Source organism: Pseudomonas sp. TH07 (genome assembly GCF_016651285.1).
Classification (GTDB): Bacteria; Pseudomonadota; Gammaproteobacteria; order Pseudomonadales; family Pseudomonadaceae; genus Aquipseudomonas.
The window spans coordinates 4,925,558-4,948,843 of record NZ_JAEKED010000001.1 but is presented as its reverse complement, the minus strand read 5'-3'; the positions used below and the strand labels follow the sequence as shown (position 1 = coordinate 4,948,843).

Below are 23,286 nucleotides of genomic sequence, written 5' to 3'. Positions count from 1 at the left end.
TTTATTCTGCCCGGCCGTCTGTGGCGACCGGGATAACGGCTGTTCTCCTGAACGCTCCTGCTCCGTGGTTCTGCTTACTTCAACCCGCCAAAACGCCGATAAAAACTTTCCCCGACATCCGGCAGCGGCCCATCGGCATTTTCCAGGGCATGGTTCAGCCACTCCTCGGCCCGGGCATAGATCAGCCGATAGATGTTGCGGCACAACTGACGCGCCGCCCGGCCTTCCCAGTCGCCGGGAAGCAACTCATCCGGCAACTGCGGGTCGCGCAGCAGCAACTTGCGGTATTCATGAATAAGCAGGAGACGAGCCAGGAAACAATCCGCCGGCTGCAGTTGCTCCTGCTCGCGAAGCGCCTGCCAGAGCGGTCGGAACAGCTGGATGAACTCGCTGTAGTGCGCCGCCAGCTCGTCGATGTTCCAGCTCTCGCGCACCTGCAGGCGTAAGGCTTTGGAGGCCATCACATCCTGGGCGGTGGTTTCAAAGACGATGGTGTCTTCCTGCACCCCCAGGTCGAGCAGCGTGGCGTTGATGTCGGCGCGATCACTGCGGGGGCAAGCCAGCACCACCGGCGAGATCGCACCAAATCCTTGCCACTCCAACTCTTCGCGTACCTGCTTGCGCTTGTCCTGATTGAGCTGGGACAGCATCACCAGGCTCCAGGAGCCGTCCCAGGCCGGCACACTGGCGTTGTACACACGCTTGAAGGCCTTGTCGAAACGGCGGCGACCCGTGCCAGTCAGGCTGTAATAACTGCGGCGCCCGACCTTTTCTGCGGTCAGCCAACCTTCCTTGCTCAAGCGGAAGATCGAGGTGCGGATCAGCCGCTCATTGATGCCGATCGGCTCCAGCAATTGAATCAGGCTGCCCAGCCACACCGTACCGCCGTGGGGTTCGATGGCGTCGCCGTACAGGGTAATGATCAGCGAGCTGGCGCGAATCGGCGTCTGCTCCTGGAAACGAGTAATAAGTTGATTCAAAGGTGCGAGGGACGACATGGGCGTACCGAGAAAAAAGGAATAAATATACCGGGTTTCATAACGCTCGACCCGGCTGCGGCATTATTGCGCGCCTTTGGTTCGAAAGCCGCTGTCGCTGTGACGAGGACGATCGGCTTCGGGCGCGGCCAGGGGCTCGCAGACCTGTATGTTCTCCAGGCAACGCCGGGTCAGCACCTGATATTCGCGGGTTCCGGCCTGCTTCCAGGCCACTTCGTCGTCACTCAGGCGGCGCTTGACGCTGGCCGGCGTGCCCAGCACCAGCGACTGCTCCGGGCATTCGAACCCAGCCCGGACGAAGGCGGCGGCGGACACAAACGAACGCGGCCCGATGCGGGCGTTATCCATCACCACCGCATTCATCCCGACCAGCACATCGGCGCCGATCCGGCAGCCGTGCAACACCGCGCCATGACCAATGTGCCCGTTGCGCTCGACCACCGTGTCGCTGTCGGGAAAGCCATGCATCACACAGGTGTCCTGCAGGTTGGCCCCCTCTTCCAGCACGATCCGGCCGAAATCGCCGCGCAAACTGGCCAGCGGCCCGACATAACAATGAGGACCGATAATCACATCGCCGATCAGCACGGCGGACGGATGCACATAGGCGCTGGGATCGACCACCGGGGTCAGGCCATCGAGGCTGTAGCAGGTCATGAAACACTCCTGATAAGGCGCTGCAGGAAGCACTGCGCAAAGCGATGCCGTAATGGCTGCATTTTGTATCACATCGGTTTAATCGAACAAAGCGATTAAAAGCGTATCGCTTCACGATCAAGACACAAGGCAACCCTGCGCCGAACAACGAACACGCTTTAAAACCAATGAAACAGGGGTAAAAAGAATAAAACACACCCGTTGATCTGTAGCAATTGGCCATCCAATGACAAACAATAAGACACATTAAATCAATTTTAATATTGCATTCGTGTATCGCATTGGCGATATACTCGGCGAAAACCGGCGTCCCAGCCGATCCAATAATGAGCCGGCCCCAGGCCGAGCGTGCACCCGAGGGCATCCGCCATGCCTCAAACCCTTGCCGTCGAATGCTTCGAGCACGGCGTACGCCTGATTACCCTGCAACGCCCCCAGGCCTTGAACGCCCTGACCACCGAGTTGCTGGCGGAACTGGCCAGCGCCCTGGCCGAGGCTGAAGCCGACCCCGATGCCCGGGCGGTGGTCCTGACCGGCAGCGCCAGAGCGTTCGCCGCCGGCGCCGACATCAAGGAAATGGCCGAGCGCGACCTGGTGGGCATCCTCAATGACCCGCGCCAGGCGTCGTGGCACGCCATCACCCGCTTCAGCAAACCACTGATCGCCGCCGTCAACGGTTTCGCCCTGGGCGGTGGCTGCGAACTGGCGATGCACGCCGACATCATTATTGCCGGCGAAGACGCCCGCTTCGGCCAGCCGGAAATCAACCTCGGGATCATGCCCGGCGCCGGCGGCACCCAACGCCTGTTGCGCGCTGTCGGCAAGTCCATGGCCATGCAGATGGTCCTTGGCGGCGAATCAATCGACGCCCGCCACGCCCTGCGCGCCGGCCTGGTGAGCGAAGTCACCCAGCCCGAATTCACCGTCGAGCGCGCCCTGCAACTGGCTACGCTGATTGCTGGCAAAGCCCCGCTGGCAGTGCGCCTGGCCAAGGAGGCGCTGCTCAAGGCCATGGACACCGACCTCGCCACGGGCCTGCGCTTCGAACGCCAGGCCTTCACCCTGCTGGCCGGCACCCGTGACCGCGACGAAGGCATACGCGCCTTCCAGGACAAGCGCCCGGCGCACTTCAGCGGGCAATGACCCGGCCCAGGCCCCTTATTCGAACGACCTCGCAGAGAGCGCCATGACCATGAACTTCGAACACATCCTGTTTTCCATCGAGGCCGGCGTCGCCCTGCTCAGCCTCAACCGCCCCGAGCAACTCAACAGCTTCAACGCGCAGATGCACGGTGAAGTCAAACAGGCGCTGAAGCTGCTGCGCAATGACCCGCAAGTCCGGGTGCTGCTGCTGACCGGCGAAGGCCGTGGCTTCTGCGCCGGCCAGGACCTCAGCGACCGCAACGTAGCGCCCGGCAGTGCCGTGCCGGACCTCGGCGAATCCATCGAGAAGTTCTACAACCCGCTGATCCGCCAACTGCGCGACCTGCCGCTGCCGGTGATCTGCGCGGTCAACGGTGTCGCAGCCGGGGCCGGGGCCAATATCCCGCTGGCCTGTGACCTAGTCCTGGCGGCGCGCTCGGCGAGCTTTATCCAAGCGTTCTGCAAGATCGGCCTGATTCCCGACTCCGGCGGCACCTGGACCCTGCCACGCCTGGTCGGCATGGCCCGAGCCAAGGCCCTGGCGCTGCTGGGCAATCGCCTGAGCGCCGAACAAGCCGAGCAATGGGGGCTGATCTACCGCTGCGTCGACGATGCCGATCTGCGCGACGAAGCCTTGAAGCTGGCGCGGCACCTGGCGACCCAGCCAACCTACGGCCTGGCCCTGATCAAGCGCAGCCTCAACGCCAGCCTGCACAACAGCTTCGACGAGCAACTGGAGCTGGAAAAAGACCTGCAACGCCTGGCCGGGCGCAGCGAGGATTACCGCGAAGGCGTCAGCGCCTTTATGGAAAAACGCACACCGACCTTCAAGGGCCGCTGACCATGAGCGCATTGACTACAGACGCCCGCATCGCGGTGATCGGCGCCGGCGCCATGGGGGCCGGCATTGCCCAGGTGGCGGCCCAGGCCGGGCACCAGGTGCAGTTGCTCGATAGCCGTCCCGGCGCTGCCGCCCAGGCCATCGCCGGCATCGACCGCCAGCTCGGCAAGCGAGTGCAGAACGGCAAGCTCGAGGCCCAGGCCCATCGCGCCACCCTGGACCGCCTGCAAGTAGCCGAATCCATCGACAGCCTGGCCGACAGCGACCTGATCATCGAAGCCATTGTCGAAAACCTCGAGGTCAAGCAGCAGCTGTTTCGTCAGCTTGAAAGCCTGTGCCAGCCCAGCTGCATCCTCGCCAGCAACACCTCATCACTGTCGATCACCAGCATCGCCGCCGGCCTGACACGGCCCGAGCGCCTGTTGGGGCTGCACTTCTTCAATCCGGCGCCGGTAATGGCCCTGGTCGAGGTGATCTCGGGCCTCGCCAGCGACCCTGCCCTGGCCCGCTGCCTGTATGACACGGCGGCCGCCTGGGGGAAAAAACCGGTGCATGCCCGATCCACGCCGGGCTTTATCGTCAACCGCGTGGCCCGGCCGTTTTATGCCGAGAGCCTGCGCCTGCTGCAGGAAGGCGCCGCCGATTGCGCCACCCTCGATGCTTTGCTGCGCGAAGGCGGCGGCTTCGCCATGGGCGCCTTCGAGCTCACCGACCTGATCGGCCACGACGTCAACTACGCCGTGACCTGCTCGGTGTTCCACGCCTACTACGGCGACATGCGCTACCAACCGTCGCTGATCCAGAAAGAACTGGTGGACGCTGGCCATTTGGGCCGCAAGAGCGGCCAGGGCTTCTACAGCTATGCCGAAGGCGCCCCACGGCCAACCCCTGCTCAGCTCGAAAGCCAGGCCAGCATTGACTGCTGCGAAGTCGAGGGCGACCTCGGCATCGCCCGCGAACTGCTGCCGCGCCTGCGCGAGGCCGGCATTCACCTCACTCTTCGCGACGGCAGCGGCCTGCTGCGGGTTGGCGACGCGGTGCTGGCCCTCAGCGATGGCCGCTCGGCCAGCCAACGCGCCCGTGCCAGCGGCCTGCGCAACCTGATCCTGCTGGATCTGGTGGGCGATTTTTCCAGTGCAGGGCGCATTGCCATCAGTTGCAGCGCCGACACCTCGCCCCAGGCTATGGAGCAAGCCGTGGCGCTGTTGCAGCGCGCCGGGCTCAAGGTCAGCCAAGTCACTGACAGCCCGGCACTGGTGGTGCTGCGCAGCGTGGCGATGCTCGCCAACGAGGCCGCGGACGCGCTCCTGCACGGAGTGGCCAGCGCTGCCGACATAGACCTGGCGATGCGCGCCGGCGTCAACTATCCCCAGGGCCCGCTGGCCTGGGCCGACCGCATCGGCCTGGCGGCGCTGCTGTACGTCCTGGAAAACCTGCAAGCCGCCTATGGCGAAGAACGTTACCGGCCGTCCCTGCTGCTGCGGCGCAAGGTAGCCGAAGGGAGCACCTTCCATGACTAACCACCAAGCCATGAACCTGGCCAGCCAATGCGCACAAAACCTGTTTGAACGTGACCAGGCCAGCCAGGCCATGGGCATGCGCCTGCTGTCAGTGGCGCCGGGGGCCGCCCGACTGGGCATGAGCGTCGGCGCCCATATGCTTCAGGGCCACGGCACCTGCCACGGTGGCTACCTGTTCGCCCTGGCGGATTCGGCCTTCGCCTTTGCCTGCAACAGTTACAACGAGGCCACCGTGGCCATCGGCTGCAGCATCGACTACATCGCCCCGGCACGCCTGGGCGACACCCTCACCGCCGACTGCATCGAACAAAGCCGTAGCGGGCGCACCGGTAACTACGACGTGCGCATTGAAAACCAGCAAGGGCAGTTGATTGCCCTGTTCCATGGCAAATCCTACAAAGTGCGCGGCCCGGTGCTGACGCAGGAGACCCCCAATGAATGACGCCCTGATCATCGATGCAGTCCGCACCCCCATCGGCCGCTATGCCGGCGCCCTGAGCAGCGTGCGCGCCGACGACCTTGGTGCGATACCCCTGCGCGAACTGCTGCGCCGCCACCCGCAAGTGGACTGGAGCACGGTCGACGATGTCCTCTACGGCTGCGCCAACCAGGCCGGCGAAGATAACCGTAACGTGGCGCGCATGTCGGCCCTGCTGGCCGGGCTGCCGGTTAGCGTACCCGGGACCACCCTCAACCGCCTGTGCGGCTCCGGCCTGGACGCCATCGGCAGCGCGGCGCGGGCGATTCGCTGCGGCGAGGCTTCGCTGATGCTGGTGGGTGGCGTCGAGTCGATGTCTCGTGCACCCCTGGTGATGGGCAAGGCCGAGACCGCGTTTTCTCGCCAGGCGCAGCTTTTCGATACCACCATCGGCTGGCGTTTCGTCAACCCGTTGATGGAGCAGCAATATGGCATCGACTCGATGCCGGAGACCGCCGAAAACGTCGCTGCGCAGTTCAATATCTCCCGCGCCGACCAGGACGCCTTCGCCCTGCGCAGCCAGCAACGCGCCTCTGCCGCCCAAGCCAGCGGGCGCCTCGCCCGGGAAATAGTCGCGGTGCAGATCCGTCAGCGCAAAGGTCCGGCCATCGTCGTCGAACACGACGAGCACCCACGGGGCGACACCACCCTCGAACAGCTGCAAAAGCTCGGCACACCATTCCGCAAGGACGGCACCGTCACCGCCGGCAACGCCTCCGGGGTCAATGACGGCGCCTGTGCGCTGCTGCTGGCCAATGCCGCCACCGCCCAGCGTTACGGGCTCAAGGCCCGGGGTCGGGTGGTGGCCATGGCCACGGCCGGAGTCGAGCCGCGAATCATGGGCATCGGCCCGGTGCCGGCGACGCGCAAGGTCCTGGAACTGGCCAACCTCAGCCTGGCAGACATGGACGTGATCGAACTCAACGAAGCCTTCGCTGCCCAGGGTCTGGCCGTGCTGCGCGAACTGGGGCTGGGGGATGACGATCCACGGGTCAACCCCAATGGCGGCGCCATCGCCCTGGGCCACCCCTGGGCATGAGCGGCGCACGCCTGGTGACCACGGCCCTGCACGAACTGGAACAACGCCAGGGCCGCTACGCCTTGTGCACCATGTGCATCGGCGTCGGCCAGGGCATCGCCCTGATTATCGAAAGGTTCTAGTAGAAACAACGCAAGACCCAGGGTGCCGCCAGGTATCCTTGGCGCATGCACTCAAGACCCGCTTGCCGGCGGGTCGCAACACAAAAACAATTCGAGTGAAGTCATGAACATGCCAATTGCCAAAGCCGTGCTTGACCCCGTGCTGGACCCGCTGGAGACCGCCAGCATCGACCAACTGCGCCAGCATCAGCTTGACCGGCTGCGCTGGAGCCTGAACCACGCCTACAACAACGTACCGCTCTATCGCCAGCGTTTCGACGAACTGGGGGTGCACCCCGACGATGTGCGCAGCCTCGATGACCTGGCAAAATTCCCCTTCACCACCAAGTCCGACCTGCGTGACAACTACCCCTACGGCATGTTCGCCGTACCGATGCAGGACGTGGTGCGACTGCACGCCTCCAGCGGCACCACCGGCAAACCGACAGTGGTCGGGTACACCCAGAACGACATCGACACCTGGGCCAACGTGGTGGCGCGCTCGATCCGCGCCGGTGGCGGGCGGCGTGGCGACAAGGTGCATATCTCCTATGGCTACGGCCTGTTTACCGGTGGCCTGGGGGCGCACTACGGCGCCGAGCGCCTGGGCTGCACCGTGATCCCGATGTCCGGTGGGCAGACCGAAAAACAGGTGCAACTGATCAAGGATTTCCAGCCGGACATCATCATGGTCACGCCCTCCTACATGCTCAACATCGCCGATGAAATCGAGCGCCAGGGCATCGACCCGCAAAAACTCGCGTTGCGCCTGGGCATCTTCGGCGCCGAACCCTGGACCGCCGAACTGCGCAGCGCCATCGAGCAACGACTGGGGATCACTGCCCTGGATATCTATGGCCTTTCGGAAATCATGGGCCCGGGGGTGGCCATGGAGTGCGCCGAGACCAAGGATGGCCCGACCATCTGGGAAGACCACTTCTACCCCGAGATCATCGACCCCATCACCGGCGAGGTACTGCCCGACGGGCAGATGGGTGAGCTGGTCTTCACCTCGTTGAGCAAGGAAGCCTTGCCGATGATCCGTTACCGCACCCGCGACCTGACCCGGCTCCTGCCCGGCACCGCCCGCCCCATGCGCCGTATCGACAAGATCACCGGACGCAGCGATGACATGCTGATCATTCGCGGCGTCAATGTGTTCCCGACCCAGGTCGAGGAACAGGTGCTCAAGGTCCGGCAGCTGTGCGAGAGCTATGAGATCCATCTCTATCGCAACGGCAACCTCGACAGTGTCGACGTACACGTCGAACTCAAGAGCGAGCACCAGCACCTGCCTGAAGAGCAGCAGAAAACCATCTGCAGCGAACTGAGCCGGCACATCAAAACCAACATCGGCATCAGTTCCCGTATCGTTTTGCAGCCGGCGTTCTCCATCAAGCGTTCCGAAGGCAAGGCCTGCCATGTGATCGACAACCGCAAATAACCACCCCTGCCCCTGCCACGCCCCGCATCGCCCGATGCCGGGGCGCCCCTCCGCTTCAAGCCCCTGAAACAGCGTGGTGAACGCCCTCCGTGGCTAGGGAGCTTGCTCCCGCTCGGCTGCACAGCAGCCGCAATCACCCCAACTCTATCTCCCTGAGGCACCGCAACACCCGGTTTTAGGGCCGCTGCGCGCCCCAGCGGGAGCAAGCTCCCTCGCCACAACGGCCCGACAGTGCTCGCCTGACAGCCTTGAGAAACACCCCATCGTTGCAGCCAGAAACATCCCAACACACCCGATCCCTCCTGTGGCGAGGGAGCTTGCTCCCGCTCGGCTGCGCAGCAGCCGCAATCACCCCAACTCCATCTCCCTGAGGCACCGCAACGCCCGGTTTCAGGGCCGCTGCGCGCCCCAGCGGGAGCAAGCTCCCTAGCCAGAGGCCTGACAGCACTCGCCTGACAGCATTGAGAAGCAACCCCTGATCTGGAGCCTTCATCCCCCCAATGCGATACAAAAAAATATACGACACGTTATTTTGTGTTTGATATTTATTTATGTATCACATATAAAGTTCTCCATGCCCACGCACACCTTCACGGCGGGAGACACGTCATGTATGCACAGCTGGTAGAAACCGGGGTCAAGAGCATCAAGAGCCTGTCGGAGATGTCCGAGCAGGAGCGCGCTTTCCAGGAAAAAATTGATTCGGAAATCAAGATCGAAGCCAAGAACTGGATGCCCGATGCCTATCGCCAGACGCTGATCCGGCAGATTTCCCAACACGCCCACTCGGAAATCGTCGGCATGTTGCCCGAGGGCAACTGGGTGGCTCGCGCGCCGACCCTCAAGCGCAAGCTGCAACTGATGGCCAAGATCCAGGACGAAGCCGGTCACGGCCTGTACCTGTACAGCGCCATGGAGACCCTGGGCGCCGACCGCGACGAGGAGATCGCCAAGTTGCACAGCGGCCGCGCCAAGTACTCAAGCATCTTCAATTACCCAACCCTGAACTGGGCCGACATGGGCGCGGTGGGCTGGCTGGTGGACGGCGCGGCCATCGTCAATCAGGTGGTGTTGCAGCGCACCTCCTACGGCCCCTATTCCCGGGCCATGGTGCGCATCTGCAAGGAAGAGAGCTTCCACCAGCGCCAGGGCTACGAAGTGCTGCTGACCATGATGCGCGAGGGTAACCAGGCGCAGAAAGACATGGTCCAGGACGCCATCAACCGCCTGTGGTGGCCGGCCCTGATGATGTTCGGCCCCAGCGACGAACACTCGCCCAACAGCGCCCAGTCCATGGCCTGGAAAATCAAGCGCCAGAGCAACGACGAGCTGCGCCAGCGCTTTATCGACCAGACCATCCCGCAACTGGAACTGCTGGGCTGCACCTGCCCCGACCCGGACCTTGTGTGGAACGCAGAGCGCGGCCACTACGATTTCGGCGAAATCCAGTGGGACGAATTCTACGAAGTGCTCAAGGGCAATGGCCCGTGCAACCAGGAACGCGTCGCGACCCGGCGCAAGGCCATTGAAGACGGCGCCTGGGTGCGCCAGGCCGCTGTCGCCCACGCCCGCAAGAAAACCAATAAAAACGCCGCCTGATCGCCCGTCGATCAAACGCCTGATGTGGAGTCACCCCGATGTCTGAATGGACCCTCTTCGAAGTTTTCGTGCGCAGCAAGCACGGCCTCAACCACAAACACGTCGGCAGCGTGCATGCCGCCGACAGTGTCATGGCCATCGAGAACGCCCGCGAGCTGTACACCCGCCGTAGCGAGGGCGTGAGCCTGTGGGTGGTGCCATCCAATCTGATCGTCGCCTCGTCCCCGGACGAGAAAGACCCGCTGTTCGACCCGGCCGACGACAAGGTCTATCGCCACGCCAGCTTCTACGAGCTGCCGCCTGAAGTCGGACACATGTGAGGCCGACCATGACCACTCAAACCGATCTGATCCAATACCTGCTGCGCCTCGGTGACAGCGCCCTGATCCAGGGCCAGCGCCTGTGCCAATGGTGCGGTCGCGCGCCAGCGCTGGAAGAAGAGCTGGCGCTGATGAACGTTGGCCTCGACCTGGTGGGCCAGGCCCGCAACTGGCTGGACTACGCCGCCGAGCTGCTGGACGACGGCCGCGACGCCGACCACCTGGCGTTCCGCCGCGACGAGCGCGCCTACCGCAACCTGTTGCTGGTGGAGCAGCCCAACGGCGACTACGCGGTGACCATGCTCAAGCAGTTTTTCTATGACGCCTGGCACCTGGAAGTGCTCCAGGGCCTGAGCCAGTCCAGCGACGAGCGCATCGCCGGGATCGCCGCCAAGGCGGTCAAGGAAGCCACCTATCACCTGCGCCGCTCCGGCGAATGGGTCGAACGGCTGGGCGACGGCACCGAAGAGAGCCATCAGCGCATGCTCGATGCCATCCCCCTGCTGTGGCGCTTCACCATCGAGCTGATCAGCGGTGACGACAGCGAAACCCGCCTGCACGCCGCCGGCCTGGTGCCGGATGCCGCGCAGATCGCCAGCGCCTGGCAGGCCCGGGTCAAGCAGGTCTTCACCCGCGCCACCCTGCCCCTGCCTGCGGCGCCGAGCTACTTCTACCTCGATGCCCGTCGCGGCCTGCACAGCGAACACCTGGGCACCCTGCTGGCGGAAATGCAGTTCCTGCCCCGAGCGTACCCCGATGCGACCTGGTGAGCTGATCACCAGCGACCAGGGCGCGCGGGCGGTACAGCCAGGCGACCTGGACGCGGCCTGGGCGACCCTGACCCAGGTCATGGACCCGGAAGTGCCGGTGGTCAGCGTGGTCGACCTCGGGATCGTCCGCGATCTCGATTGGCGCGACGGCCACCTGCACGTGGTAGTGACCCCGACCTACTCCGGCTGCCCGGCCACCGAGGTGATCGAAAGCGACATCCGCGACGCCCTGGAACTCGCCGGTTTCCGCGCTCCGCAGCTGCAACGCAAGTTGACCCCGGCCTGGAGCAGCGACTGGATCACCGACGACGGCCGCGAACGCCTGCGGGCCTATGGCATCGCGCCGCCGCGCCCGGGCAGCACCAGCAAACGCGGCCTGCTGGGAGAGCGCCACGACATCCTCTGCCCGCAATGCGGCAGCGCCCATACCGAGCTGCTCAGCGAGTTCGGCTCGACCGCCTGCAAGGCGCTGTATCGCTGCCGTGACTGCCTGGAACCGTTCGACTACTTCAAGTGCATCTGAGCGGCCGCTTGCCGTGTCAGTGGGAGACCCACAATGAGCAAATTCCACAGCCTGGTGATCAAGGATGTGCGCAGCGAAACCCGTGACGCCGTGTCCATCGCCTTCGAGATTCCGCAGCACCTGCAGGACAGCTTTCATTTCACCCAGGGCCAGCACCTGGTGATGCGCACCCAACTGGACGGTGAAGAAGTGCGCCGCTCCTATTCGATTTGCACCGGGGTCAATGACGGCGAACTGCGCATCGCCATCAAGCGTGTGGCCGGCGGACGTTTCTCGGCCTTTGCCAACGAACAGCTCAAGGCCGGGCACCGCCTGGAAGTGATGCCACCCGCCGGGCATTTTCATGTCGAACTGGACCCGGCGCGGCACGGGCGCTACCTGGCGGTGGCTGCCGGCAGCGGTATCACGCCGATCCTGTCGATCATCAAGAGCACCCTGGAAACCGAACCCCACAGCCAGGTCACCCTGCTCTACGGCAACCGTTCCAGTTCCGGTGCGCTGTTTCGCGAACAGCTCGAGGACCTGAAGAACCGTTACCTGCAGCGCCTGAACCTGATCTTCGTTTTCAGCCGCGAGCAGCAGGATGTCGACCTCTATAACGGCCGGATCAACGCTGAGAAATGCGAGCAGCTGTTTTCCCGCTGGCTCGACGTCAAGGCCCTGGACGCGGCGTTTATCTGCGGCCCCCAGGAAATGACCGAAACCGTGCGCGACAGCCTCAAGGCCAAGGGCATGCCGGCCGAGCGCATTCACTTCGAACTGTTTGCCGCCGCCGGCAGCCAGCAAAAACGCGAGGCCCGCGAAGCTGCACGCCAGATCGACGCCGCCACCAGCCAGATCACCGTGATCAGCGATGGCCGCGCCCTGGCCTTCGACCTGCCGCGCAACACTTTGAGCATCCTCGACGCCGGCAACATCCAGGGCGCCGAGCTGCCTTATTCGTGCAAGGCCGGGGTCTGCTCCACCTGCAAATGCAAGGTGATCGAAGGCGAGGTGGAAATGGACAGCAACCACGCCCTCGAGGACTACGAAGTGGCGGCCGGCTACGTGCTGTCGTGCCAGTCATTCCCGGTCAGCGCCAAGGTGGTGCTGGACTTCGACCAACTCTGACGCCAGCCGTCACCCCAGCAGCGCCTGCCACCGTGCAGGCGCGATGCCTGACGCCGTGCCCGCAACCTGCTTCACCCAAAACAAAAACAACAACCCAGAGAGCGCCGCCATGACCCCGCAAGAGATACAACAGATCAGTCAGCACCCGGATTTTATCCAGCTGGTGCGCCGCAAACAGAACCTCTACTGGTCGCTGAGCCTGGCGATGCTGGTGATCTATTACGGCTTTGTGCTGCTGGTGGCGTTTTCCCCCAGCACCCTGGGCCAATCCCTGAGCGGCGGCGTGACCACGGTCGGCATGCTGGTGGGCGTGGTGATCGTGCTGCTGGCCTTTGCCCTGACCGGTTTCTATGTGTACCGCGCCAACCACGTGATCGACCCGCTGAACGAAAAACTCAAGCAGGAGTGCGCCCAATGAAGCGCCTCCTGACCCTGTTCCTGCTGCCTTGTGCCTTCGCCACTGACGTTGCGCTGGCCGCCGAGGGCAGCGCCCGGCCGTTGAACTGGAACGCCATCGGCATGTTCCTGGTGTTCGTCCTGTTCACCCTCGGCGTCACCCGCTGGGCGGCCCTGCGCACCCGTTCGGCCAGTGATTTCTACACCGCCGGTGGCGGCATGACCGGCTTCCAGAACGGCCTGGCGATTGCCGGCGACATGATCTCCGCCGCGTCCTTCCTCGGCATCTCGGCCATGATGTTCCTCAACGGCTATGACGGCCTGTTGTACGCCCTGGGGGTGCTGGCCGGCTGGCCGATCATCCTGTTCCTGATCGCCGAACGCCTGCGCAACCTGGGCAAATACACCTTTGCCGACGTGGTGTCCTATCGCCTGGAACAAACCCCGGTGCGCCTGACTTCGGCCTTCGGCACCCTGACCGTGGCCCTGATGTACCTGGTGGCACAGATGGTCGGTGCCGGCAAGCTGATCGAGCTGCTGTTTGGCATCAGCTACCTGTACGCGGTGATGCTGGTGGGCGTGCTGATGGTGTTTTACGTGACCTTCGGCGGCATGCTCGCCACCACCTGGGTGCAGATCATCAAGGCGGTGATGCTGCTGTTCGGCACCAGCTTCATGGCCTTTATGGTGCTCAAGCATTTCGGTTTCAGTACCGAGGCGATGTTCGCGGGTGCCAGTGCGGTGCACGCCAAGGGCAGCGCGATCATGGCCCCGGGCGGCCTGCTGTCGAACCCGATCGACGCCATCTCCCTGGGCCTGGGCATGATGTTCGGCACCGCCGGCCTGCCCCATATCCTGATGCGTTTCTTCACCGTCAGTGATGCCAAGGAAGCGCGTAAAAGCGTGTTCTACGCCACCGGTTTCATCGGCTATTTCTACCTGCTGCTGATCATCGTCGGCTTCGGTGCCATCGTCATGGTCGGCACCGACCCGGCATTCCGCGATGCCAACGGCGCGATCATCGGCGGCGGCAACATGATCGCCGTGCACCTGGCCCAGGCCGTGGGCGGCAACCTGTTCCTCGGTTTCATCTCGGCGGTGGCCTTCGCCACCATTCTCGCGGTGGTGGCCGGCCTGGCGCTGTCCGGTGCCTCGGCGGTGTCCCATGACCTGTATGCCTGCGTGATCCGCAAGGGCCAGGCCACCGAGAAGCAGGAAATCCGCGTGTCGCGCATCGCCACCCTGTGCATCGGCGTGCTGGCGATCATCCTTGGCCTGTTGTTCGAGTCGCAGAACATCGCCTTCCTCTCTGGCCTGGTGCTGGCGATTGCCGCCTCGGTCAACTTCCCGGTGCTGTTCCTCTCCATGTACTGGAAAGGCCTGACCACCCGTGGCGCGGTCACCGGCAGCCTGGCCGGCCTGATCTCGGCCATTGTCCTGCTGGTATTGAGCCCGGCGGTCTGGGTCAACGTCCTGCACCACGAGCAGGCGCTGTTCCCCTACTCCAACCCGGCGCTGTTCTCCATGAGCCTGGCGTTCCTCAGCGCGTGGCTGTTCTCGGTGACCGACCGCTCGCCCCGGGCCGAACTGGAGCGCGGGCGCTACCTGGCGCAGTTCATCCGCTCGATGACCGGCATCGGCGCCTCCAGCGCCAGCAACCACTGAACTCACCACGACCGATCGGATGACAGGGAATAACAACAATGAACCCCGCTCACATCGCTTCACCCAAGGCTCTACTGTCGATCATGGCGGCCCTCAGCCTGCCGCTGTTCGCCCCCAGTGCCCTGGCCGACTTCATCGGCGACAGCAAGGCGCGGCTGGAGCTGCGCAACCATTACCTGAACCGTGATTTCCGCCAGGACAACGCCGCGCAGTCCAAGGCCGAGGAATGGGGCCAGGGCTTTACCGCCCGCATCGAGTCCGGTTTTACCGAGGGCACCCTGGGCTTCGGCCTGGATGCCCTGGGCGAGTTGGGACTCAAGCTCGACTCCAGCCCCGACCGCCGTGGCACCGGCCTGCTGCCCTATGGCCCCAACAGCCACGAGCCGGCGGACGAGTTCAGCGAACTGGGGCTGACCGGCAAGCTGCGCCTATCCAAAAGCGTGTTGAAGCTCGGCACCTTGCAGCCATTGCTGCCGGTGGCCACCTACAACGACACCCGACTGCTGGGCTCGACCTTCCAGGGCGGCCTGCTCACCAGCCAGGAAATCAGCGGCCTGACCATCAATACCGGGCGCCTGACCAAGACCAACCTGCGGGATTCCTCCAGCAACGACGACATTGGCTATGGCGCCGCCCGCAGCGACCACTTCGATTTCGCCGGCGGCAGCTATGCCTTCAACCCACAACTGAGCCTGAGCTATTACTACGGCAAGCTCGATCAAATCTATCGCCAGCAATTCCTCGGCCTGGTGCACAGCCAGCCCCTGGGCAACGGCTTCAGCCTGCGCAGCGACCTGCGCTATTTCGACAGTCGCGGCGACGGCGCCGAACGTGCCGGGCGTATCGACAACCGCAACTTCAACAGCATGTTCACCCTGGCCCACGGCGCGCACAAAGTCAGCGCCACCTGGCAGCAGCTGTCAGGTGACAGCGCTTTCCCGTTCCTCAACGGCGGCGATCCGTACGTGGTCAACCTGGTGACCTACAACACCTACACCCGCGCCGAAGAAGACTCCTGGCAACTGCGCTACGACTACGACTTCGCCGCCCAGGGCATTCCCGGCCTGACCTTCATGAGCCGCTACACCGATGGCCGCCACGTCAAGGCCGGTGCCGTCGACAACGGCCGCGAATGGGAACGCGACACCGACATTACCTACGTCATCCAGAGCGGCGTGTTCAAGGACGTGAGCATTCGCTGGCGCAACCTGACGTTCCGCTCCGGCAATGGCTTGAGCACCGCCATCGATGAAAACCGACTGATCCTCGGTTACACCCTGGCGCTTTGGTAACCCCCCTCCGGCGCGGTTCGCCGCGCCGGCCTCATTTTTCACCCGGAGCAATCGTGATGCCTCACGCCCCTACCCTGCAAAGCTTCATCGCCGGCCGCTGGATCGGCCAACACGGTGCCCAGGTGCTGCGCAGCGCCCTTGATGGCCATGAACTGGCACGCACCCATGAAGAACGCCCGGATTTCGCCGAAGCCGTCGAGCATGGTCGCCGCGCGGGCAACGCCGCGCTGATGGCCCTGGATTTCCAGCAACGGGCCCAGCGTCTCAAGGCCCTGGCGCTGTACCTCAGCGAGCGCAAGGAACAGCTGTACGCCCTGTCCCACCACAGCGGCGCCACCCGCGCCGACAGCTGGATCGATATCGAAGGCGGCAACAGCACGCTGTTCACCTATGCCAGCCTCGGCGCCCGCGAACTGCCCTCAGGCAACATCGTGCATGAAGGCCCGGCACTGCAACTGAGCAAGCTCGGGAGCTTTGCCGGCACTCATATCCTGGTGCCCCGTGGTGGCCTGGCGGTGCACATCAATGCCTTCAACTTTCCAATCTGGGGCATGTTGGAAAAATTCGCCCCCTGCTTCCTCGCCGGCATGCCGTGCATCGTCAAGCCGGCCAGCGCCACCAGCTACCTGACCGAGGCCGTGGTGCGCCTGATGGACGAGTCGGGCCTGCTGCCCAGCGGCAGCCTGCAACTGGTGATCGGCAGCACCGGCGACCTGCTGGACCGCCTCGAAGGTCAGGATGTGGTGACTTTCACCGGCTCCGCCGACACCGCGGCCAAGCTGCGGGTCAACCCGAACCTGATTCGCCACTCGGTGCCGTTCAACGCCGAAGCCGACTCGCTGAACTGCGCGATCCTGGCCCCGGACGTGACCCCGGACGATGAAGAGTTCGAACTGTTCATCAAGGAAGTCGCCCGGGAAATGACCACCAAGGCCGGTCAGAAATGCACCGCCATCCGCCGTGCCATCGTCCCGGCCAAGCACATCGACGCCGTGGCCAGCCGTTTGCGCGAGCGCCTGGCCAAGGTGGTGGTCGGTGATCCGTCGGTGGAAGGCGTGCGCATGGGCGCCCTGGCCTCCCACGACCAGCAACGGGATGTGGCCGAGCGCGTGGCAAGCCTGCTGCACAGCAGCGACCTGCTGTTCGGTGCCCGCGACGGCTTCGAACCCCGCGGCGAAAACGTCAGCCAGGGGGCATTCTTCGCCCCAACCCTGCTGCTGGCCCGCGACCCGCATGGGGCGGGTGCCCACGATATCGAAGCCTTCGGCCCGGTCAGCACGCTGATGGCCTATGACGACCTGGACGAAGCCCTGGCCCTGGCGGCTCGCGGCAAAGGCAGCCTGGTGGGCAGCCTGGTGACCCGCGATCCGCAGATTGCCGCCAAGGCGATCCCGGTGGCGGCTGCCTGGCACGGCCGCTTGTTGGTGCTGGACCGCGAATGCGCCGGCGAGTCCACCGGCCATGGCTCACCCTTGCCCCAATTGAAACACGGCGGCCCGGGCCGCGCTGGCGGTGGCGAGGAACTCGGGGGCTGCGAGCGGTGAAGCATTACCTGCAACGGGCCGCCGTCCAGGGCTCGCCGAGCATGTTGGCGGCGGTTACCGGCGAATACGTGCGCGGGGCCAAGGTGATCGAGACCGAGGTCCATCCGTTCCGCCGCTTCTTCCAGGACCTGCAGATCGGCGAGTCGCTGCTGACCCATCGCCGCACGGTGACCGAGGCGGACCTGGTGAACTTTGGCTGCTTGTCCGGCGACCACTTCTATATGCACTTCGATGAGATCGCCGCCAAGGAATCGCAATTCGGCAAGCGCATCGCCCATGGCTACTTCGTGCTGTCGGCCGCGGCCGGGCTGTTCGTCTCCCCGGCACCGGGCCCGGTACTGGCCAACTACGGCCTGGACACCCTGCGCTTTATCAACCCGGTGGGCATCGGCGACACGATCCAGGCGCGCCTGACCTGCAAACGCAAGATCGACCAGGGCAAGCTCAGCCCCCAGGGCATCCCCCAAGGCGTCGTGGCCTGGGACGTGGAAGTCACCAACCAACTGGGCGAACTGGTGGCCAGCTACGACATCCTGACCCTCGTCGTCAAACGCGAAGGGTAAGCCCCCGCGAGCCTGTAATCGCTGCCGAGCTTGGCGAGGCTGCGCTGGCCGGGATGGGCGCTGGAGTACACCCGAAAGGAATGGGTTGTACTTCAGTGTCAGCGTCCGAACGCGGCCCGAGCCTTCGGCAGCGGCTACGGATTGTTACAAAAGATTTCATCGATCCTTGCTCTTCAATGCGGCTTGCGGCACTTTGCGCGCTTCTCAATAAAAGGAGCCGCCGATGTCCGGTTCAATGGCCCAGGCGTTTGCCCATAACTTTCTCGGTCAATCACCACGCTGGTACAAGGCCAGTATCGTCGCGTTCCTGATTCTCAATCCGTTGCTGTTCTGGCTGGTTAGCCCGGCAGCGGCGGGCTGGCTGCTGGTGCTGGAATTCATCTTCACCCTGGCCATGGCGCTCAAGTGCTACCCGCTGATGCCCGGCGGCCTGTTGCTGGTGCAAGCTCTGCTGCTGGGCATGACCACACCCCAGGCGCTGTATGAAGAGCTGCTGCACAACTTCCCGGTGATCCTGCTGCTGATGTTTATGGTGGCCGGCATCTACTTCATGAAGGAGCTGCTGCTGTTCCTGTTCTCCCGGCTGTTGCTCGGGGTGCGCTCCAAGGTGCTGCTGGGCTTGCTGTTCTGCTTCCTCTCGGCCTTTCTTTCGGCGTTCCTCGACGCTTTGACCGTGACGGCGGTGATTATCAGCGCCGCCGTGGGCTTCTACTCGGTGTATCACCGCGTGGCCTCGGGCAACGACCCACGCCAGGAAGGCGATTTCAGCGACGATCAGCGGCTGCCCAAGTTGCACCACGAGGACCTGGAGCAGTTCCGTGCCTTCCTGCGCAGCCTGCTGATGCACGGCGCGGTCGGCACTGCGCTGGGCGGTGTGTGCACCCTGGTGGGTGAGCCGCAGAACCTGCTGATCGGTCATGAAATGGGCTGGCACTTCGCCGAGTTCCTGCTGAAGATCGCCCCGGTGTCACTGCCGGTGCTGGCTGCCGGACTGCTGACGTGCGTGCTCCTGGAGAAACTGCGCTGGTTCGGCTACGGCACCCTGTTGCCGGACAATGTGCGCGCCGTGCTGGCCGATTACGCCGCCGTCGACGATGCCGAGCGTACCCCGCGCCAGCGTGCGGCACTGCTGGTACAGGGCCTGGCAGCCCTGATCCTGATTGCCGGCCTGGCCTTGCATATCGCCGAAGTGGGGCTGATCGGGCTGATGGTGATCGTGCTGATCACCGCCTTCACCGGCATTACCGAAGAACACCGCATCGGCAATGCGTTCAAGGACGCCATGCCATTCACCGCACTGCTGGTGGTGTTTTTTGCGGTGGTGGCGGTGATTCACGATCAGCAACTGTTCACGCCACTGATCCAGTGGGTGCTGGCCCTGCCGCCGGAGCAACAGCCAGGCATGCTGTTTATCGCCAACGGCCTGCTGTCGGCCATCAGCGATAACGTGTTTGTGGCGACCATTTACATCACCGAGGTGAAGCAGGCCTTCCTCAACGGGCACATGAGCCGTGAACACTTCGAAACCCTGGCCATCGCGATCAACACCGGCACCAACCTGCCCAGCGTCGCCACGCCCAATGGCCAGGCGGCGTTCCTGTTTTTGCTGACCTCGGCGATTGCCCCGCTGGTGCGCCTGTCTTACGGGCGCATGGTGTGGATGGCCCTGCCCTACACCGTGGTGATGGGCCTGCTGGGCTGGTACGCGGTGAGTTACTGGTTGTAGCGATGGGCCGGCACTGGGCTCAAGGGCCTGGCGCCGGCGATCGGCTGGCGCGAGCGATCAGCGCGCCAGGATATAACGCTCGATGGCCTGCGCCGCACCGTCATCGACGTTGCTCGCCGTGACCCGGTCAGCCTGGCGTCTGACCTCCTCCTGCGCCTGGCCCATGGCAATCGACAACCCGGCCTTGTGAAACATCGCCGGATCATTGCCGCCATCGCCCAGTGCCGCCGTGTGCGCCAGGTCTACCCCGAGAAAAGCCGCCAGGGTCACCAGGGCCTGGCCTTTGTTGGCCTCCATCGCCGTGACATCCAGGTACACCGGCTGCGAGCGCGACACCTGGGCCTGACCTTCGACCCGGGCTTGCAATTGCGCCTCCAGCTCCACCAGCAACGACGCGTTGTTGCTCGCGGCCACAATCTTGTCGATGCGCGGCAAGTACTCCTCAAAACCCTTGACCACCACCGGCGGGTAGCCAAGGCCATGTTGCTCGCGTGGCACCATCGGCCCGTGGGGGTCGCGCAACAACCACTCACCGTCGGCAAACACCCAGACTTCCACCTCGGGCTGCGTCGAAAACAGCTCAATGGTGGTGATCGCCGCGTCTACCGGCAGGTGATGGCGGGCGAGAAAGCGGCCATCGGGATGGACAATGGTGCCGCCATTGAAGGCCGCCGTGGGCAGGTCGACGCCCAGGGTCTTGATCTGGGCCAGCATGGCCCTGGGTGGGCGGCCGGTGGCGAGGCTGAAATAAATCCCCGCCTCACGCAGCGCCCTTACCGCGTCGATGGTGCGCGAACTGAGGCTGTGATCGGGCAGCAACAAGGTGCCGTCCATGTCGCTGAGCAGGAAGCGGATGGGCTGTCGCGTGGCGTCATTCATCCGAGGCTGTGCCATTCGCGACCATCGCGGGCCAGCAGTTGGGTTCCAGCCTCTGGGCCATCTGCACCGGCCTGGTAGGCCTGCACGCTGGCGTCTTCCTTCCAGGCGTCGAGGAACGGCTGCACCGCACGCCAGCCATTCTCGATATTGTCGGCACGCTGAAACAGGGTCTGGTCGCCGGTCAGGCAATCGTAGATCAGGGTTTCGTACCCGGTGGACGGCTGCATTTCGAAGAAGTCCTTGTAGGCGAACCCCAGCTCGATATTGGCCATGTCCAGGGTCGGCCCGGGCTTTTTCGCCAGCAGGTCGAACCACATGCCCTCATTGGGCTGGATCTGGATCCGCAGGTAGGTCGGTTGCAGCTTGTCGACCTCGGTGTCGCGAAACTGAGCATAGGGCGCCGGCTTGAAGCAGATGACGATCTCGGTGTCGCGCACGCTCATGCGCTTGCCGGTGCGCAGGTAAAACGGCACACCGACCCAGCGCCAGTTGTCGATCATGACCTTGAGCGCCACATAGGTTTCGGTGTTGCTGTCCGGCGCCACATTGGGCTCCTCGCGATAGCCCGGCAACGCCTTGCCGCCGGCCTCACCGGCCACGTACTGGCCACGGACCGAGTTGGCGCGAGCCTCTTCTATCGTCCAGGGCCGGATAGCGCCGACCACCTTGGCCTTTTCGCCGCGCACGGCATCGGCGCCGAAGGCCGCGGGCGGCTCCATGGCCACCATGGCCAGGAGCTGGAACAGATGGTTGGGCACCATGTCGCGCAAGGCACCGGTGTGTTCATAAAAGCTGCCACGGGTTTCCACACCAACGGTTTCTGCCGCGGTGATCTGCACGTGGTCGATGTAATGGTTGTTCCAGAAAGCTTCGAACAGGCTGTTGGAGAAACGGCTGACCAGAATGTTCTGCACCGTCTCCTTGCCCAGGTAATGGTCGATGCGGTAGATCTGCTTTTCGCTCATGACCTTGAGCAGACAACCGTTCAGGGCTTCGGCAGATTGCAGGTCGGAGCCGAAGGGTTTCTCGATCACTACCCGGCGAAAGGCCTCGGGGCTCTCCTCCAGCAATCCGGCCGCACCCAGGCGCTGCACCACTTCACTGAAGAAACGCGGCGCGGTGGCCAGGTAGAACACCGCATTGCCGGTGCCGCTGGCAGCGATCTTGGCGGCCAGCGCGCTATAGGTCGAATCGTCGAGGAAGTCGCCCTGTACGTAGCTGATGCCCTGGGCGAGCTTGGCCCAGCGCTGCGGGTCCAGGGTCGCGCCGTCGCCGACCTTGTTCGCCACTTCGGTGCGCAGGAAGTCTTCCAGCTTCTTGGCGAAGTCCACATCGCTGATAGCGTTGTGATCGACCCCGACAATCCGCAAGCCCTCGTTCAGCAAGCCATCGCGACTGAGGTTGTACAGCGCCGGCATCAACAGGCGCTTGACCAGGTCGCCATGGGCGCCAAACAGAAACAGGGTGGTGGGCGGTGCGGGTTCAGCCTTGGATTTCCTGCGCACAGTGGTCATTTTTTCGAAGTCTCCACGTGGCCGCCGAAGCCGAAGCGCATGGCCGACAACAGTTTATCGCCGTAGGTGCTTTGCTGGCGTGAACGGAACCGAGCGAACAGCGAGTTGGACAGCACCGGCACCGGCACCGACTGCTCCATGGCCGCTTCGATGGTCCAGCGCCCTTCCCCACTGTCCGCGACCGAACCGGAGTAACCGTCGAGCTTGGGATCGGTGGCCAGGGCGTCGGCGGTCAGGTCCAGTAGCCACGAGGACACCACGCTGCCGCGACGCCAGACTTCCGCGATATCGGCGACGTTGAGGTCGAAACGCTGATCTTCAGGCAGGTTTTCCGACGCCTTGGTCTTGAGAATGTCGAAGCCTTCGGCAAAGGCCTGCATCATTCCGTACTCGATGCCGTTGTGGATCATCTTGACGAAATGCCCGGAGCCCGCAGGGCCGGCATGAATGTAGCCACGCTCGGCACGGTCATCTTCGGCAACCCGGTCCTTGGTCCGCGGGATGTCGCCATAACCTGGCGCCAGGGCGGCGAACAGTGGGTCCAGGCGCTTAACCTCGTCGGCATCGCCGCCGATCATCATGCAGTAGCCGCGCTCCAGGCCCCAGACGCCGCCGGAGGTGCCGACATCAATGTAGGTCAGGCCTTTTTGCGCCAGGCTGTGGGCGCGGCGAATATCGTCCTTGTAGTAGGTGTTGCCGCCATCGATGATCACATCGCCCGCTTCCAGCAGTTGGCTCAAGGTCTCGATGGTGTCTTCGGTGGGTGCGCCGGCCGGCAGCATGACCCATACCGCACGCGGTTTTTCCAGGCCTGCCACCAGGGCCGGCAGATCGGCCACGCCCTTGGCGCCTTCACCGCTCAGGGTGCTGACAAACTCGGCGTTGCGGTCATACACCACGGTTTCATGCCCGTTGAGCATCAGGCGCCGTGCAATGTTGCCGCCCATGCGGCCCAGTCCGATAATCCCCAGTTGCATGTGCTGATGCTCCTTACTACGAATAGATTTGTGTCAAAAGGTTATAGCCCAATGGGGCCAATGAGGGTTAGTCCAGAGCGCCCGGACTTAGTTTCCCATGCAGACAGTGGATAACGACGCAAATCGCCTCGAAGACACAACGACATTGAAAAATAAAAAAGTTCCCTTTGCCGGCAAAAGAAATCAA

The 23,286-nt window shown here is 63.9% G+C and carries 19 protein-coding genes and 2 pseudogenes; 16 read left to right on the top strand and 5 right to left on the bottom strand.

Annotated elements, in window-relative coordinates; genetic code table 11:
* Nucleotides 1-74: 74 nt before the first annotated feature.
* Together paaX and paaY are read right to left on the bottom strand one after the other, a co-directional pair.
* Nucleotides 75-998: a phenylacetic acid degradation operon negative regulatory protein PaaX gene (paaX, locus tag JFU57_RS22650; protein ID WP_201130837.1), complete on the bottom strand. Its 924-nt coding sequence runs from the start codon at nt 996-998 to the stop codon at nt 75-77.
* Nucleotides 999-1,061: 63 nt separating this feature from the next.
* Nucleotides 1,062-1,655 (bottom strand): phenylacetic acid degradation protein PaaY, encoded by a 594-nt coding sequence (gene paaY / locus JFU57_RS22645; protein ID WP_201130836.1) that lies wholly within the window; start codon nt 1,653-1,655, stop codon nt 1,062-1,064.
* A gap of 369 nt (nt 1,656-2,024) precedes the next feature.
* On the opposite strand from paaY, the gene paaF reads away from it, so the two are divergent.
* From paaF to nhaB, 16 genes and pseudogenes are all read left to right on the top strand, one after another.
* Nucleotides 2,025-2,798: a 2,3-dehydroadipyl-CoA hydratase PaaF gene (gene paaF / locus JFU57_RS22640; RefSeq protein WP_201130835.1), complete on the top strand. Its 774-nt coding sequence runs from the start codon at nt 2,025-2,027 to the stop codon at nt 2,796-2,798.
* Nucleotides 2,799-2,847: 49 nt separating this feature from the next.
* On the top strand, nt 2,848-3,639 hold the full coding sequence (gene paaG / locus JFU57_RS22635) for a 2-(1,2-epoxy-1,2-dihydrophenyl)acetyl-CoA isomerase PaaG (protein ID WP_201132172.1): 792 nt from the start codon (nt 2,848-2,850) through the stop codon (nt 3,637-3,639).
* A 2-nt stretch (nt 3,640-3,641) separates the two neighbouring features.
* Complete coding sequence (paaH, locus tag JFU57_RS22630) at nt 3,642-5,159, top strand: 3-hydroxyacyl-CoA dehydrogenase PaaH (protein ID WP_201130834.1); 1,518 nt, start codon at nt 3,642-3,644, stop codon at nt 5,157-5,159.
* A complete protein-coding gene (paaI, locus tag JFU57_RS22625; protein WP_201130833.1) occupies nt 5,152-5,601 on the top strand; it encodes a hydroxyphenylacetyl-CoA thioesterase PaaI in 450 nt (149 codons plus the stop codon). Before paaH ends, paaI begins: the two co-directional genes overlap by 8 nt.
* Nucleotides 5,594-6,798 (top strand): annotated as a pseudogene (pcaF, locus tag JFU57_RS22620) (3-oxoadipyl-CoA thiolase). The gene paaI and the pseudogene pcaF overlap by 8 nt, the downstream one beginning before the upstream one ends.
* Nucleotides 6,799-6,901: 103 nt before the next feature.
* Nucleotides 6,902-8,221, top strand: coding sequence for a phenylacetate--CoA ligase PaaK (gene paaK / locus JFU57_RS22615; protein ID WP_078472178.1), 1,320 nt, complete (start codon nt 6,902-6,904; stop codon nt 8,219-8,221).
* A 609-nt stretch (nt 8,222-8,830) separates the two neighbouring features.
* Nucleotides 8,831-9,820, top strand: coding sequence for a 1,2-phenylacetyl-CoA epoxidase subunit PaaA (paaA, locus tag JFU57_RS22610; protein ID WP_078472177.1), 990 nt, complete (start codon nt 8,831-8,833; stop codon nt 9,818-9,820).
* Between the two features lie 38 nt (nt 9,821-9,858).
* The gene (paaB, locus tag JFU57_RS22605) at nt 9,859-10,140 is read left to right on the top strand and encodes a 1,2-phenylacetyl-CoA epoxidase subunit PaaB (RefSeq protein WP_020298111.1); all 282 of its coding nucleotides are present in this window, start codon (nt 9,859-9,861) and stop codon (nt 10,138-10,140) included.
* Between the two features lie 8 nt (nt 10,141-10,148).
* The gene (paaC, locus tag JFU57_RS22600) at nt 10,149-10,910 is read left to right on the top strand and encodes a 1,2-phenylacetyl-CoA epoxidase subunit PaaC (RefSeq protein ID WP_201130832.1); all 762 of its coding nucleotides are present in this window, start codon (nt 10,149-10,151) and stop codon (nt 10,908-10,910) included.
* Nucleotides 10,897-11,433 carry a 1,2-phenylacetyl-CoA epoxidase subunit PaaD gene (gene paaD, locus JFU57_RS22595; RefSeq protein ID WP_078472175.1) on the top strand — a complete coding sequence of 179 codons (537 nt, stop codon included), beginning with the start codon at nt 10,897-10,899 and terminating at the stop codon, nt 11,431-11,433. The genes paaC and paaD overlap by 14 nt, the downstream gene beginning before the upstream one ends.
* Nucleotides 11,434-11,466: 33 nt before the next feature.
* Entirely contained in the window at nt 11,467-12,543 is a 1,077-nt protein-coding gene (paaE, locus tag JFU57_RS22590; protein ID WP_020298114.1) for a 1,2-phenylacetyl-CoA epoxidase subunit PaaE, read from the top strand.
* Nucleotides 12,544-12,652: 109 nt separating this feature from the next.
* Nucleotides 12,653-12,961, top strand: a complete 309-nt coding sequence (locus JFU57_RS22585; RefSeq protein ID WP_043229807.1) for a DUF485 domain-containing protein — start codon at nt 12,653-12,655, stop codon at nt 12,959-12,961.
* The gene (locus tag JFU57_RS22580) at nt 12,958-14,604 is read left to right on the top strand and encodes a cation acetate symporter (RefSeq protein ID WP_020298116.1); all 1,647 of its coding nucleotides are present in this window, start codon (nt 12,958-12,960) and stop codon (nt 14,602-14,604) included. Before JFU57_RS22585 ends, JFU57_RS22580 begins: the two co-directional genes overlap by 4 nt.
* 38 nt (nt 14,605-14,642) lie before the next feature.
* A complete protein-coding gene (locus JFU57_RS22575; RefSeq protein ID WP_078472173.1) occupies nt 14,643-15,896 on the top strand; it encodes an OprD family porin in 1,254 nt (417 codons plus the stop codon).
* Nucleotides 15,897-15,952: 56 nt separating this feature from the next.
* Nucleotides 15,953-18,003, top strand: a pseudogene (paaZ, locus tag JFU57_RS22570) (phenylacetic acid degradation bifunctional protein PaaZ).
* Between the two features lie 223 nt (nt 18,004-18,226).
* Nucleotides 18,227-19,729, top strand: a complete 1,503-nt coding sequence (gene nhaB / locus JFU57_RS22565) for a sodium/proton antiporter NhaB (protein ID WP_078472171.1) — start codon at nt 18,227-18,229, stop codon at nt 19,727-19,729.
* A gap of 57 nt (nt 19,730-19,786) precedes the next feature.
* Here the strand turns inward: nhaB and JFU57_RS22560 are convergent, their stop codons facing one another.
* The 3 genes from JFU57_RS22560 to gnd are packed head-to-tail and all read right to left on the bottom strand — an operon-like array spanning nt 19,787 to nt 23,123.
* Nucleotides 19,787-20,608, bottom strand: a complete 822-nt coding sequence (locus JFU57_RS22560) for a Cof-type HAD-IIB family hydrolase (protein ID WP_201130831.1) — start codon at nt 20,606-20,608, stop codon at nt 19,787-19,789.
* Nucleotides 20,605-22,122, bottom strand: a complete 1,518-nt coding sequence (zwf, locus tag JFU57_RS22555) for a glucose-6-phosphate dehydrogenase (protein ID WP_078472169.1) — start codon at nt 22,120-22,122, stop codon at nt 20,605-20,607. The genes JFU57_RS22560 and zwf overlap by 4 nt, the downstream gene beginning before the upstream one ends.
* Nucleotides 22,119-23,123, bottom strand: coding sequence for a phosphogluconate dehydrogenase (NAD(+)-dependent, decarboxylating) (gnd, locus tag JFU57_RS22550; RefSeq protein WP_338013629.1), 1,005 nt, complete (start codon nt 23,121-23,123; stop codon nt 22,119-22,121). Before gnd ends, zwf begins: the two co-directional genes overlap by 4 nt.
* Nucleotides 23,124-23,286: the final 163 nt, after the last annotated feature.